6 protein-coding genes are annotated in these 15,796 nt (G+C 62.3%); all 6 read left to right on the top strand.

Annotation, left to right across the window (positions count from 1 at the left end; all coding sequences use genetic code 11):
- Positions 1-51 precede the first annotated feature (51 nt).
- The 6 genes from treS (at position 52) to treY (ending at position 15,768) form a co-directional block, all read left to right on the top strand.
- Positions 52-3,441, top strand: coding sequence for a maltose alpha-D-glucosyltransferase (gene treS, locus AWB64_RS09480; RefSeq protein WP_060818467.1), 3,390 nt, complete (start codon positions 52-54; stop codon positions 3,439-3,441).
- Entirely contained in the window at positions 3,434-5,653 is a 2,220-nt protein-coding gene (gene glgB / locus AWB64_RS09475) for a 1,4-alpha-glucan branching protein GlgB (RefSeq protein ID WP_060818724.1), read from the top strand. Before treS ends, glgB begins: the two co-directional genes overlap by 8 nt.
- A 715-nt stretch (positions 5,654-6,368) precedes the next feature.
- On the top strand, positions 6,369-8,639 hold the full coding sequence (glgX, locus tag AWB64_RS09470; RefSeq protein ID WP_082850420.1) for a glycogen debranching protein GlgX: 2,271 nt from the start codon (positions 6,369-6,371) through the stop codon (positions 8,637-8,639).
- A gap of 108 nt (positions 8,640-8,747) precedes the next feature.
- The gene (gene treZ / locus AWB64_RS09465; protein ID WP_060818722.1) at positions 8,748-10,619 is read left to right on the top strand and encodes a malto-oligosyltrehalose trehalohydrolase; all 1,872 of its coding nucleotides are present in this window, start codon (positions 8,748-8,750) and stop codon (positions 10,617-10,619) included.
- The gene (malQ, locus tag AWB64_RS09460; protein ID WP_082850419.1) at positions 10,616-12,859 is read left to right on the top strand and encodes a 4-alpha-glucanotransferase; all 2,244 of its coding nucleotides are present in this window, start codon (positions 10,616-10,618) and stop codon (positions 12,857-12,859) included. Before treZ ends, malQ begins: the two co-directional genes overlap by 4 nt.
- Complete coding sequence (gene treY, locus AWB64_RS09455; protein ID WP_060818466.1) at positions 12,856-15,768, top strand: malto-oligosyltrehalose synthase; 2,913 nt, start codon at positions 12,856-12,858, stop codon at positions 15,766-15,768. Before malQ ends, treY begins: the two co-directional genes overlap by 4 nt.
- Positions 15,769-15,796 lie beyond the last annotated feature (28 nt).

Raw genomic sequence — 15,796 nt, 5'->3', positions numbered from 1 at the left:
ACAGCCGGAAGCGGGCGCCCAGGCGCACCTCGCCGGCTCAAGGAGCGACACGTGAAGCGCAACAAGAACTCGACTCTCAGCAACGATCCGCTCTGGTACAAAGACGCGATCATCTATCAGATCCACATCAAGTCCTTTTTCGATGCCAACAACGACGGCATCGGCGATTTCCCCGGCCTGCTCGCCAAGCTCGATTACATCGCGGAACTCGGGGTGGATTGCATCTGGCTGCTGCCGTTCTACCCGTCGCCCCGGCGCGACGATGGGTATGACATCGCCGATTATCGCAATGTGCATCCGGATTACGGCACGCTCGCCGACGTCAAGCGCTTCATTCAGGAAGCGCACGCGCGCGGTATTCGCGTGGTGACGGAACTGGTCATCAACCACACGTCCGACCAGCATCCGTGGTTCCAGCGCGCCCGGCTCGCGAAGCCCGGCTCGAATCACCGAAACTACTACGTCTGGTCCGATACCGACAAGAAGTACGAAGACACGCGGATCATCTTCATTGATTCGGAGCCGTCCAACTGGACGCACGATCCGGTCGCGGGACAGTATTACTGGCACCGGTTCTTCAATCACCAGCCGGACCTGAACTTCGACAACCCCGCCGTGCTGAAGGAAGTGCTGTCGGTCATGCGCTTCTGGCTGGACATGGGCATTGACGGCCTGCGGCTGGACGCCGTGCCGTATCTCGTGGAACGCGAAGGCACGAACAACGAGAACCTGCCCGAAACGCATGCGATTCTGAAGACGATTCGCGCGACCATCGACAAGGAATATCCGAACCGCATGCTGCTGGCCGAGGCGAATCAATGGCCGGAAGACGTGAAGGAATATTTCGGCGACGAAGACGAATGCCACATGGCATTCCACTTCCCGCTGATGCCGCGCATTTACATGTCGATTGCGAGCGAGGACCGCTTTCCGATCACCGACATCATGCGGCAGACGCCGGACCTCGCGCCAACGAACCAATGGGCGATTTTCCTGCGCAATCACGACGAACTCACGCTGGAAATGGTCACGGATTCGGAGCGCGATTACCTGTGGAACACGTATGCGAGCGATCGCCGCGCGCGGCTGAACCTTGGCATTCGCCGCCGCCTTGCGCCGTTGATGGAGCGCGACCGCCGCCGCATAGAATTGATCAATTCGCTGCTGCTTTCCATGCCCGGCACGCCCGTCATCTATTACGGCGATGAACTCGGCATGGGCGACAACATTCACCTGGGCGACCGCGATGGCGTGCGCACGCCGATGCAATGGTCATCGGACAGGAACGGCGGGTTTTCGCGCGCCGATCCCGAGCAGCTCGTGTTGCCGCCGGTGATGGGCTCGCTCTACGGGTACGACGCGGTCAACGTGGAATCGCAAAGCCGCGATCCGCACTCGCTGCTCAACTGGACACGCAAGATGCTCGCCGTGCGGCGCGCGAAGCATGCGTTCGGCCGCGGCACGATCCGTTTCCTGCGTCCGAACAACCGCAAGATCCTGGCGTATATCCGCGAGATAGAAGGCGAGCCGCCAATCCTGTGCGTAGCGAATCTCTCGCGCGCGCCACAAGCGGTGGAACTCGATCTCTCCGAATATGCCGGTTCCGTGCCGCTGGAAATGACCGCCGATTCGGCGTTCCCGCCCATCGGGCAACTGACGTATTTGCTGACGTTCCCGCCGTATGGCTTCCTGTGGTTCCAGCTTTGCCCGGGCAATCAGCGTCCGGCATGGAGCCAGGCGCCATCGGAACAATTGCCGGAATTCGTGACCATGGTGATCCGCGCCGGCCAGACCGGCCCGACGCCGGAAAACGTGCGCCTGCTCGAATCCGAAGTGCTGCCGTCTTACTTGAGCAAGCGGCGCTGGTTTGCATCGAAGGATCAGACGTTGAAGCGCGTGCGGCTTGCCGCGTTGACCACGATTCCCGAAGCAGGCTTTGCGTTCACGGAAGTGGAAGCCGACGTTGGCGATCACACCGAGCGCTATGTGCTGCCGCTGACCATTGCGTGGGGCACGGAAACCACGTCGCCGCTGTACATGCAACTGGCGCTGGCTCGCGTGCGCCAGAGCCGCAATATTGGTCATATCACCGACGCCTTCGCCGTTCCGACGTTCACGTATGGCGTGCTGAGAAAGCTCAAGCAACGCGCGGTCGTGCCGACCGTGCAGAAGAGCGAAATCCGCTTTATTCCCACCGAGCGCCTGGATGAACTGAACTTCAACTTCAAGCCGGGCGAACCGCTGCCCGAGATCCGCTGGCTCGCCGCCGAACAGAGCAACAGTTCCCTTGTGATCGGCGATCAGGTCGTACTGAAGCTGGTGCGGCGTCTTGTTGGCGGCATTCATCCCGAAGCGGAAATGAGCCGCTATTTGACCAAACTCGGTTACGCGAACACGGGGCCGCTCTTCGGCGAAGTCGTGCGTGTCGATCCTGAAGGCGTGCCGCATACGCTGTGCATATTGCAGGGTTTCATCGACAACCAGGGCGACGCCTGGAACTACGCGCTCGATTACCTGCGCCGCACCGTCGATGAACTCGCGCTCGCGGTCGACACCGGCGATCACTCGGTTGATCGCGAGAAGGAAATGCTCGGTATCGAGGGATACCGGAAGATCGCGGGAATCATCGGGCGACGTCTGGGCGAGCTTCATGTCGCGCTCGCCTCGCCTTCCGACGATCCCGCGTTCTCGCCCGAAACGGCGTCGAAGGAAGACGTGCGTGCCTGGAACGACGGCACCCACGCGCTGCTCGTCACCGCGCTCGATATCCTGAGCGCCAAGATTCGCGACTTCAACGAGCATGACCGCGACCTCGCGCAAAGCCTGCTCGATCGCCGCGACCTGCTGCTCGCGGCCGTGCAGAAACTCGTGCCGGAGAGCGCGAAGGCGCTGCGTATCCGCATTCACGGCGACTTCCACCTCGGCCAGGTTCTGATGGCGCAAGGCGATGCGTTCCTGATCGACTTCGAAGGCGAACCGGCCCGGCCGCTGGAGGAACGCCGCAAGAAGTCGAGCCCGTTGCGCGACGTGGCCGGCTTATTGCGTTCGTTGTCGTATGCGAGCGCCGCCGCGCAGCCGACGACCGAGAACGCGCCGGCGGCAACCGCCGACAGGAAGCGCGCGTTGTTCGAGCGCTTGCGCGCGCATGGCGAAGAAGGTTTCCTGGCCGAGTATCACGCGGCGGTTGCGGCTTCCCCGCAGCCCATTGCCGGCGACGACGCCACCCTGGCCGCCTTGCTCGATCTGTTCCTGATCGAGAAAGCCGCATACGAAATCCGCTATGAAGCGGCGAACCGTCCGACCTGGATCGGCTTGCCGTTACGTGGCCTCGCGTCGCTTGCGAGCCGCCTGCTTGGCGACACGGGCGCGCAGCTCGCGCCGGGCTCGCGTCCCGCGGACGCCGCACAAAAGGACACATCTGATGGAAACGAACATGAATAAGCGCACCGACGACCGAGCCTTGACCGAAGGCCTGCATCCGCTCGATATCGACGCGCTCGTCGAGGCGCGCCATCCCGATCCCTTTTCGAAGCTCGGGCTGCACCAGACCGACGCCGGTCCCGTGGTGCGCGTGCTGCTGCCGGGTGCATCCAGCGTGCAGGTTCTTGCACGCGACAGCGGCGCGCCGCTCGCCACGCTCACGCAGATTCATCCGGCGGGGCTGTTCGTTGGGTTTATCGATGAAACGCAGGCTTACCGGCTGAACATCGACTGGCATGGCACGCCGCAGGAAGTCGCCGATACCTATTCCTTCGGCCCCGTTCTCGCCGATGACGCACTGATGCGCATTTCGTGGGGCGATCCCTACGCGGTGCTCGAATGTCTGGGTTCGCGGCCGGTCGTGCACGACGGGGTATCGGGCGTGCGGTTCGCCGTCTGGGCGCCGAATGCGCGCCGTGTTTCCGTGGTTGGCGACTTCAATTCGTGGGATGGCCGCCGTCACCCCATGCGGTTGCGCCATGACGCGGGCGTGTGGGAACTGTTCGTGCCGGGGCTCGGCGCGGGCACGCGCTACAAGTACGAGATCATCACTCGCGATGGCCATGCGCTGCCGCTGAAAGCCGACCCTTGCGCGATGCAAAGCGAGCGGCCGCCGGCGACGGCGTCCGTGGTGGCGGACGCGGATGCTATCGACGGATATAGCTGGACAGACAGCGAATGGATGAACACAAAACGCGGTCCGAAGCAGACCGTCAATGCGCCCATTTCGATTTACGAAGTGCATGCCGAATCGTGGCTGCGTGTGCCGGAAGAGGGAAATCGCGGCATGAACTGGCACGAGCTTGCCGAGCGCCTGATTCCTTACGCGAAAAGCATGGGATTCACGCACCTCGAGTTCATGCCGATTGCCGAGCATCCGTTTGGCGGTTCGTGGGGTTATCAGCCGTTGGGGCAATTTGCGCCATCGGCACGCTTCGGCACGCCTGAGCAGTTCGCCGAGTTCGTGAACCGCGCGCATGAAGCCGAGCTTGGGATCATTCTCGACTGGGTTCCGGCGCATTTCCCGAACGATGCCCACGGCCTGATCCAGTTCGACGGCACGCCGCTTTATGAACATGCCGATCCGCGCGAGGGGTATCACCAGGACTGGAACACGATGATCTACAACCTCGGGCGCAATGAGGTGAGCGCGTTCCTCGTGGCGTCGGGGCTGGCGTGGTTGAAGCGCTATCACGTGGATGGATTGCGCGTGGACGCGGTGGCGTCGATGTTGTATCGCGATTATTCGCGCAAGGCGGGCGAATGGGTGCCGAACATATATGGCGGCCGTGAGAATCTGGAATCGATTGCGTTTCTCAAGCGCCTTAACCACGAGGTGCGCCAAATTCCCGGCGCGATCACGATTGCGGAAGAATCGACCGCGTGGCCGGGTGTGACGGCGCGGGTTGAAGACGGCGGATTGGGTTTCGATTTCAAGTGGAACATGGGATGGATGCATGACACGCTGCATTACATGGAAGAGGACCCTGTGTATCGGCAGTATCACCACAACATGTTCACGTTCGGGATGGTGTATGCGTATTCCGAGCGGTTCGTGCTGCCTCTTTCGCACGATGAAGTCGTGCATGGCAAGGGATCGTTGATTGGCAAGATGCCGGGCGATCACTGGCAGAAGTTTGCCAACTTGCGGGCTTACCTGGGATTCATGTGGACGCATCCGGGTAAGAAGCTATTGTTCATGGGCGGTGAATTTGGACAATTTGGCGAGTTCAATCACGATGCATCGCCGCACTGGCATTTGCTGGATGATCCGTACCACGGTGGTTTGCAGAAGCTGGTTCGCGATTTGAATCGTGTGTATGGGGAGGAGCCGGCGCTCCATAAGCTTGACAGCGATCCGCGCGGGTTTGACTGGCTGATTGGCGACGATGCCGGAAATAGTGTGTTTGCTTTTCGGCGCACCGATGGTGAAGGGCGCGAGTGCGTGGTGATATCGAACATGACGCCGGTGCCCCGGCAGGGGTATAGGGTGGGATTGCCGTGCGGCGGAAGGTGGACGGAGATTCTTAATTCCGATGCTTCTGTTTATGGAGGGTCGAATATGGGGAATGGGGGCGTTATTCACGCCGAGAAGGTTTCTAGTCATGGGAGGGAGTTTTCTGCTTTGCTGGTTTTGCCTCCATTAGCGACTATTGTTTTGAGAGTGGACTAGATTTAGCGGTCAAGGGGGGGGCCGGGTTGCTGCGTTTTAGGTCTTCGCGCATTCGGTGTTCGTTGATCTTTTTAGCACTGTTAGCCACTATCCGTGGCGGGACTTCATTTCTTTTTCCAACGGCGAAAAAGAAACGAAGCAAAGAAAACGCCTCTCCACCGCTAGTTCTTAAGGAGCCCGAGCGTGCACTGACATCTGCTTGGGACTTCAAAAGAACACTCAGCGTAAAACCCCGGACAGTTGAAACCCTCCCCCTTCGTTCACGTCTACCCACACGCTTCGCCACCAGTGTGAGTAGCCTCAAACAGGAAAGCGCGGCGCGCGCGTGTTTGCGTGCTTTGCACGCGAACGAGGTGTTTGGCTGAACTGGTTCTTTGGTATGTGTGCTTGCCCGAGAGCACTTATGGCGAAGCGTGTGGATGTAGGAGTTCGGAGGGGGAGGGTTTCAGGTGTTGGTGGTTATGGCGTCGAGGGTTCTTTTGAAGTCCCAAGCAGATATCACTGCACGCTTGGTCCACTTAAGAATTAGCGGTTGGAAGGCGTTTTCTTTGCTTCGTTTCTTTTTCGCCGTTGGAAAAAGAAATGAAGTCCCGCCACGGACAGTGGCTAACAGTGATAAAAATGACAGCTAAAACAGACCGCTCGCAGGCGCAAATAGCAGCAACCCTGCACTAAACCCCACCCCAAAACCAACCCAAGTGCGAACGAAAACCCCATGGCGAATTCATTACCCGAAAAGTTACTCCCGGGCGTGCCCTACCCGCTCGGAGCAAACTGGGACGGTTTGGGTGTCAACTTCGCGGTTTTCTCCGCGAATGCGCAAAAGATCGAAGTCTGCCTCTTCGACACAACCGGCCGCAAAGAGCTAACCCGCTTCGAGCTCCCCGAATGCACCGATGAAATCTGGCACGGCTACCTCCCCGGCGCCCACCCCGGCACGGTCTACGGCTTTCGCGCCCACGGCGCATACCAGCCGCAACACGGCCACAGATTCAACCCCCACAAGCTCCTCCTCGACCCCTACGCAAAAAAACTCGTCGGCCAATGGCGATGGTCGGACGCACTCTTCGGCTACCGCGTGCATTCGAACCGCCTCGACCTTTCAATGGATCGCCGCGACTCCGCGCCCGCCATGCCCAAATGCGTCGTCACCGACGACGCCTTCGACTGGTCTCGCGACTCGCGCCCCAACGTCCCGTGGGGCGAAACCGTCATCTACGAAACGCACGTGCGCGGCACATCCATGCTTCGCCATGACATCCGCCAGCACGAACGCGGTTCGTTCGCGGCACTGTCGTCGCCATGGTTTATCGAACACCTGCAGAAGCTCGGGATTACCGCCGTCGAATTCCTGCCCGTGCACGCGTTTCTCAATGACCGTTTTCTCGTCGAACGTGGCCTGAAGAATTACTGGGGCTACAACACCGCGTGTTTCTTCGCGCCCGAACCGTCCTACCTGTCAACAAACCGTCTGAACGAAATGCGCATTGCCGTGCGCCGCCTGCACGCAGCAGGCATCGAAGTGTTTCTGGACGTGGTCTACAACCACACGTGCGAAGGCAACGAACTCGGCCCGACCATGTCATGGCGCGGCCTCGACAACGCCAGCTATTACCGCCTCGTCCCCGGCGACGAACGCCGCTACATCAACGACACCGGCTGCGGCAACACAGTCAACCTCTCGCATCCGCGCGTGCTGCAAATGGTGATGGACTCGCTGCGCTACTGGGCGACGGCGTTCAATATCGACGGCTTCCGTTTCGATCTCGGCGTGACGCTCGGACGCGAAGGCCATGGTTTCGACCCTGGCTCGGGTTTCTTCGACGCGATCCGCCAGGACCCGATCCTCAACACCCGCAAGATGATTTCGGAACCGTGGGATATTGGCCCCGATGGGTATCAGGTCGGCAACCATCCGCCCGGCTTCGCGGAATGGAACGATAAATTCCGCGATGGCGTGCGCCGTTTCTGGCGCGGCGACGCGGGCGTGCGACCCGATCTCGCGGCGCGGCTGACCGGATCGGCGGAGCTGTTTCATCGGCGGCACCGGAAACCGTGGGCATCGGTGAACTTCGTGGCGTCGCACGACGGCTTTACGCTCGCCGACGTCACCGCGTACGAGCAAAAACACAATGAGGTCAACAAGGAAGGCAACAACGACGGCCATAACGAAAACTGCAGCGCGAACTGGGGCGTCGAAGGCCCGTCCGACGACCCCGAAATCCTCGAAACGCGCGGCCGCGTGGCGCGCGCGCTGGTCGCAACCAACCTGCTGTCGCTCGGCACGCCCATGCTCCTTGGCGGCGACGAATTCGGCCGCACGCAACGCGGCAACAACAACGCGTATTGCCAGGACAATGAGATTTCATGGATGGACTGGAGTCTCGCCGAGACGCCCGCCGGCCGCACCATGACAGACTTCGTCGCCCGCGTGATCGCGCTGCGAAAAAACTACCCGCTGTTACGTGAAATGCGTTTCCTCCACGGCGACAAAGAGGTGCTTCCAGGTCTCTACGATGTCGGCTGGTTCGACGAACGGGGCGCCGCGCTCACCATCGACGCATGGCAAGACCCTGAAGGACGCGCGCTCACGCTGCGTCGCGCGGGGCCCGGGCTCGACGGGCAGATCGACGTTGTGCTGATCATGATGAACGCTTCGTCCCAGGCGCTGACTTTCGTGCCACCCGCACCGCACTTGGAATGGAATGTGCTCATGGATAGCGCTGTGCCCGACGCGGTGCGCCATCCGCTGATTGGCCCGGAGCTTGAGCTGCAGGCGCACAGCGTGGCGGTGCTTCTCGCGCAACCAACGGGCGACGCCGACTGGCAGGCCGTGTGGATGGCCGGCGCGCACGAAGGACCACGTCTGCTCACCGCGTTGCCGCCGGACCCCGGCACGGTCGGCCCACGGCGCACGGCGGACCCGTGGAAATCACCAGAGATTCCGGCGACGCACGAGTCCACGCCCGGGGAAGATAAAAGTTGAACCACATAGCGCGGAACGAAGCAGCGAACGTGGCGAATATTGAAGGCCAAGTTGAAGCCTACGCACCACGGCAAAGTATTTGAAAGCGCACTTGAAGGCACACAGACCATGTCCGAAACTCCTATCGATCCGCACAAGCGCCAGTACGCTCATTGCCTGCCCTTCGGCGCTCATCTCACCGATGCCGGACACACGCGCTACCGGTTCTGGGCGCCTTCGCTCAAGTCGGTCCAGCTCGAACTGTATGACGACGGCCAGAAGCCTTTGGTCGTCGAAATGAACGCAACCGGCGAAGGCTGGTACGAAACCCTCGCGCCTGGCGGTGCCGGCACGCGCTACCGGTATCGGTTGAATGACGATCTGGCCGTGCCCGATCCCGCTTCGCGCTTTCAGCCGGAAGACGTTCACGGTCCGAGCGAAGTCGTCGATCCGCGCGCATTCCGGTGGGAAAACACGAACTGGCATGGCCGTCCGTGGGAAGAAACCGTGCTTTACGAACTGCACGTGGGAGCGCTCGGCGGTTATGCCGGGGTCACGCGGCGCCTGGAGGAACTCGCGCATCTCGGCGTGACGGCCATAGAACTCATGCCGCTCAACGACTTCAGCGGCAGCCGCAACTGGGGTTACGACGGCGTGCTGCCCTACGCGCCCGATTCTGCATACGGCACGCCGGATGAACTCAAAACGCTCATCGATACCGCACATGGTCTCGGCCTCATGGTCTTCCTCGACGTGGTGTACAACCACTTCGGCCCGGACGGCAACTATCTGAGCGCGTACGCCAAGACATTTTTCCGCGAAGGCGAGAACACGCCGTGGGGCCCGGCAATCGATTTCGAACGCCCGCAAGTGCGCGATTTCTTCTTCGATAACGCCATCTACTGGCTCAATGAATATCGCTTCGACGGTTTGCGCCTCGACGCCGTGCACGCCATCAACGACGACGAATGGCTGCGCGAATTGGCGGACCGGGTGCGTTCGTCGGTGGAACATGGACGGCACGTCCATCTGGTGCTGGAGAACGAGCACAACACGTCGAGCTTGCTGGAATCGCATTTCGACGCGCAGTGGAGCGACGACTCGCACAACACGCTGCACGTGCTGCTGACCGGCGAGGACGAAAGCTACTACGGCGCATACATAGACGAACCGATACAAAAACTCGCCCGCGTGCTGAGCGAAGGTTTCGTGTATCAAGGCGAACCTTCACCCATTCACGACAACAAGCCGCGCGGCGAACCAAGCGGCCATTTGCCGCCGACCGCGTTCGTGATGTTCTTGCAGAATCACGATCAGGTCGGCAACCGCGCGATGGGCGACCGTCTGCGAACGCTGGCCTCGGAAGACGCGCTTTACGCCGCGACAGGTCTGATGCTGTTGTCGCCGCAAATTCCGATGCTTTTCATGGAAGAACAGTACGGTTCGACTCAGCCGTTCCTGTTCTTCACCGACTATCACGACGAACTCGCCGACGCCGTGCGCGAAGGCCGCCGCAAGGAATTCGCGAAGTTCACCGCCTTTACCGACGAGAAACGCCGTGCTCAGATTCCCGATCCGAACCATATCGACACGTTCAAGATGTCGTCGCCGGATGAGACGAAGCGCGCCGCCGACCACAACGACTGGCTGCATTTCTATCGCTCGGCGCTGGCCGTGCGCACGAAGCTGCTGATGCCGCGCCTGAAGAATTCGCAGGCGCTGGGCGCGAAGGTGATCGGCGAAAAGGCGGTGGTGGCGAACTGGCGTCTCGGCGACGGCAGCACGTATTCCATTGCGCTGAATCTCGGGCGGGAAGCCGTGAAGCTCGCGGGTCATCCGCCGGGCAAGGTCGTATTCGAAACGCCGGCGCGCGCACGCGACATCGCCGACAAGGGCGAGCTTGGCGCCGAGACTTTTATCGCGTGGCTGACGGGCGATTTCGCCGATGCCGCGTTCAATCACGACGCCCGCCGCGTCAAAGCTTCGGGGAAAACCTCGTGAGCACGACCACACCGCCGGCCACGGCCGGCCAGACACCGCAAACGCCGCCCACGCCAGTCGAGGCGCTCGCCATCAAGGCCGGCTTCGAAGTCGAATGGCAGGACGCCCACAAGCAAACGCAGCGCGTTCCGGAAGAAACGCTGACCGTGCTGCTGGAACGGCTCGGGCTTCCATGTAGCGACGCAAGCCAGCTCAAGCAAAGCACCGCCACGCTCGACGCCGAATTGACCGGCCGCAAGCTGCCGCCGCTGATGACGGCTGAAATTGACGGCGCCATCGCGCTGCCAGTCGCTGCCGTGAAGACGGGCGCGCGGTATCGGATAGAACTGGAAAGCGGGGCCGTGATCGATGGAAGGTTCACATCGCCTCGCGGCCAGACCGCGTTGCTGTCGCCGATTTCCGAGCCCGGTTATCACACGCTCGTGATCAACGAGCAGCGCACGACGCTCGCGGTCGCGCCGCCACGCTGCTATACCATCGACGACGCCTGGCGCGCGATCGAATCCAACGCGAAAAAAGCGCCGCCAATGTGGGGCGTAGCCGCGCAAGTCTACGGCTTGCGGCGCACGGGCGACGGCGGTGTCGGCGACTACACGGCGCTCGCCACGCTCGCCGCCGAGAGCGCGCAGCGCGGCAGCCACGCGGTCGCCATCAGCCCGATGCACGCCATGTTCAGCGCCGAGCCGAACAAGTTCAGCCCGTATTCGCCGTCGTCGCGCCTGTTCCTGAACATTGCGCATATCGATCCGGCTGCTGTGATGGGTGCCCAAGCGGCCCAGGCGGCTATTGAGGCAGCCGGTGTCGCCGATGAACTCGCCGAACTCGAAGCGCTGCAGCTCGTCGACTGGCCGCGCGCGGTGACGGCCAAGCTGGCGGTGTTGCGTGCGCTGTTCGCCCAGTTCAACGCGCCGGGCAATGACACATTGCATGACGACTTCGCGAAGTTCGTCAAGCACGGCGGCCGCGCGCTGGAAGATCACGCGCGTTTCGAAGCGCTGCAGGCCGCGCAACTGAAGGAATCCGGCGAGGGCCACTGGCGCAACTGGTCGGGCGATCTCAACAATCCACGCAGCAACGCCGTCGCTGAATTTGCCGCCGCGCACCGGGACGAGGTCGACTTCTTCCTCTTCGCGCAATGGCTCGCCGCAAAAGGCTTGTCACACGCGCAACACGTGGCGCGCGATTCCGGCATGGCACTTGGCCTGATCGCGGATCTGGCCGTTGGGTGCGACAGCGCGGGCAGCCATGCATGGTCGTATCGTGATGAAATGCTGCAAGGCGTGTCAGTCGGCGCACCGCCCGATCTGTTCAACCAGAAAGGGCAGTCGTGGGGACTCACCACGTTCTCCCCGCGCGCCATGCGCACGCAGGGCTTCAAGGCGTTTATCGATATGCTGCGGGCGGCGTTCACGCTCGCGGGCGGGATTCGTATCGATCATATTCTCGGGCTGCGCCGCCTGTGGCTCGTGCCCGACGGCGAGAGCGCAAAAAATGGCGCGTATCTCCGATACCCGCTCGAAGACCTGCTGCGTCTGATCGCGCTCGAATCGTGGCGTCACAAGGCGATCGTGATTGGCGAAGATCTCGGCACGGTTCCGCCGGGTTTTCGCGAGCGCTTGCAGGAACACGGTCTGCTCGGCATTCGCGTGCTGTGGTTCGAACGTGCCGAAGACGGCCCGGGTTTCAAGGCGCCCGCCGACTGGGATCACGGTGTCGCCGCGACCACGACCACGCACGACCTGCCGACTGTCACCGGCTGGTGGATCGGCGAAGACATTGTCTGGCGTTCGAAGATTGGCCAGACCGCCGTACGCGCGGACGGCCGCGACGCCGTTGAAGTGGCGCAGGCAGAACGCGGCGAGGATCGTGAATTGCTATGGACTGCTTTCCAGGAAGCTGGAGTGGCCGCGCCGGATGTCGACGTTCCCGCCGATATCTCCCCGCAGACCGCGCCGGTTGACGAAGCGCTCGCGTTCGTGGCGTCCACGCCCGCGCCGCTCGTCACCTATCCGCTGGAAGACCTGCTCGCGCTCGCCGAAATGCCGAACCTGCCCGGTTCCATCGACGAGCATCCGAACTGGCGCCGGAGACTGGCTGTACCCGTATCCGAACTGTTCGATGACGATTCGTTCGTCGACCGTTTGCTCGCCATCGATCAAGCCCGGCAGAAATCCAGCCAGACGAAGGCGGCCGCGCATGACGCCGCGCTTAACGCATCACCCACTGACCGAACACCATGACCGTCCCGCGCTCCACGCTTCGCCTCCAGCTTCACAAGGATTTCACCTTCGACGACGCCGCGCGCCAGGTCGACTACATGGCGTCGCTCGGAATCAGCCACGCGTATCTGTCGCCGATCACGACCGCCACAAGCGGTTCCACGCACGGCTACGACACCGTCGACTACACGCGCGTGAACCCCGAACTCGGCGGCGAAGAGGGCTTGAAGCGCCTTGTCGACAAGCTGCGCGCGCATGAAATGGGTTTGATCGTGGACGTGGTGCCGAATCACATGGGTGTTGGCGGCTCCGAAAATCTCTGGTGGATGGACATACTCGAATGGGGCCGCCACGCGGCGCACGCGCGGTATTTCGACGTCGACTGGCATTCGCCCGATCCCGCGTTGCGCGGCAAGGTGCTTGCGCCGTTCCTGGGCGCGGCGTATGGCGAGGAGTTGCAGGGCGGCAAGATCAAGCTCACGTTCGACCCCGAAGACGGCCGCTTCAAGATCACGTATTACAGCAACACGTTCCCGGTCAGCCCGCTCGACTACGCGGCCATCCTGCAGGAACACGCGCCGGAAATGGCGCAGCGCTTCACCGGCCTCTCGACGCAACCCGCCGATCAGCCGCGCGCCGACGAAGCGCGCGCCGCGCTCAAGGAATTCACTGCGTCGGAAGAAGGCAAGAAGGCTATCGATACCGCCATCCGCGCGCATTCCGGCGACAACCCGACTGGACGCGACCGTTTGCATCGCCTGCTCGAGCGCCAGCATTACCGCCTCGCGTGGTGGCGCACGGCGGCGGATGAAGTGAACTGGCGCCGTTTTTTCGACGTCAGCACGCTTGGCGGCATGCGCGTGGAGCGCCCGGAAGTGTTCGAGGCGTCGCACGCGCTGATCTTCCGGTTGTTCACCGAAGGGCTGATAGACGGCGTGCGCATCGATCACGTCGATGGCCTCGCCGAACCGCGCGAATATTGCCAGCGCCTGCGCAACCGTCTTGAAGAACTCGCGGCGCAGCGGCCTGAAAATCTGCAGCAACCGCGCACGTATTTCGTCGTGGAGAAAATTCTCGCGCGCGGCGAACCCGTGCGCGACGACTGGCAAATCGATGGCACCACCGGCTACGACTTCATGAACGACGTCGGCGCGCTCCTGCACGATCCGCGCGGCGCCCAACCCCTGGCGCAAAACTGGGCCGAGTTGTCAGGACGCCCCGCCGAGTTCGACGTCGAGGCCAAGGCCGCCCGGCGCAAGATCCTTGCGGAGAACCTTTCCGCCGAACTCGACCGCGCGGCGCGCGCGTTGCACCGGATTGCACGCGACACACCGACCACGCGCGACTTCACATTTTCATCGCTGAAACGGGTGGCGGCCGAACTCGTGGTCCACTTCCCTGTGTACCGGATCTATCCCATCGGCGGACAGCGCAGCGCCGAGGACGAACGCTTCTTCGCGCAGGCTTACGAAGGCGCGAAGGCCGCGTTGGCGCCGGCGGACCATGCCATTCTCGAGCGGATCGCGCAATGGCTCGGCGGCCCGGGCGGCGACGAACCCGTCGAAGAAAAGCCGCGCGAACGTCTTCTCGACCGCAACGGGCGCGAGCGTCCGGTGAGCGCATTCCAGAATCCGCCGGCCAGCGCCAGCGGCTCGAATTCGAGCGGTTCACATCGACGCAACGCGCAAACCCTGTTTTCGCAACTGACCTCGCCGGTCGCCGCGAAGGCCGTTGAAGACACCGCGTGTTATCGATACGGCCGGCTCATCTCGCGCAACGAAGTCGGCGCCGATCCGGGCGAGTTTTCCTTGTCGGTCGATCTGTTTCACGAAGGCAATCAGGAACGCGCCGCGCGCTTTCCGAACGCCATGCTGACCACGGCCACGCACGACCACAAGCGCGGCGAAGACGTGCGCGCGCGGATCGCGGCGTTGAGCGAAATCCCGGACGAATGGGCCGCGACGTTAAAAAGCTGGTCCACGCTGAACACGCCGCACAGACGCATATTGGGCGACGCGGACGGCGACAAGACCGCCTGGGCGCCCGGCGCCGCCGCTGAAGCCATGCTGTATCAAACGCTGGTGGGCTGCTGGCCGCCGACGCTGTCCCCCGACGACGAAGCCGGCGTCAAGGAACTTGCCGAGCGCGTAAGCGCATGGCAACTGAAGGCCATGCGCGAAGCCAAGTTGCGTACCAGTTGGTTCGCGCCCGACGAAGCGTATGAAAACGCCTGCCGCGATTTTCTCTTCGATATCCTCGCGCCCCAGCGCCGCGATGGTTTTCTCGGCGAGCTTCCGGCGTTCGTCGCGCGGATTGCCCGCACAGGCGCAATCAATAGTTTCCAGCAGACCTTGTTGCGGCTGACATCGCCCGGCGTGCCGGATCTTTATCAGGGCACCGAACTATGGGACTTCAGTCTCGTCGACCCCGACAATCGCCGGCCTGTGGATTTCGAACAACGGCGTGCGTGGCTGGCCGACGGCGAGGCGCAAGGCGCGCCCTCGGAGCAGTTGCAGAACTGGCGCGACGGCCGCGTGAAGCTGGGTATCGTGCGCCGCGCACTTGCGTTGCGCGCACATGCGCAGTCATTGTTCGCGCAAGGATCGTACATACCGCTGAAGGTCGAAGGCGAGCACGCGGACAGCGTGATCGCGTTTGCGCGGCATGCGGGGAGCGCCTACGCGGTAGTGATTGCAACGCGCCTGGCCGATTCATTGCTGGCTGAAAACGATTCCGGCCTACCCCTGGTCGACGCCGCTCATTGGGAAGACACGGCGGTCATATTGCCGGAAGCGTTGGCGTCGCGGGCATTGTTCGACTGGTTGAGTCCCAATGCGCCCAAGGCTGATGGCCAGCGCCTGTTCATGCGCGATGCGCTGGCTTCAATGCCTGTGGCGTTGCTGATGGAAGAAGGCGTGCCGCGCGTCTAGCGATGGGTTTTAAGCGGTCCCGAGTGGT

This window comes from Caballeronia sordidicola (genome assembly GCF_001544455.2).
Lineage (GTDB): Bacteria > Pseudomonadota > Gammaproteobacteria > Burkholderiales > Burkholderiaceae > Caballeronia > Caballeronia sordidicola.
The sequence above is the reverse complement of the archived record's forward strand: the minus strand, read 5'-3'. Positions and strand labels throughout refer to the sequence as shown.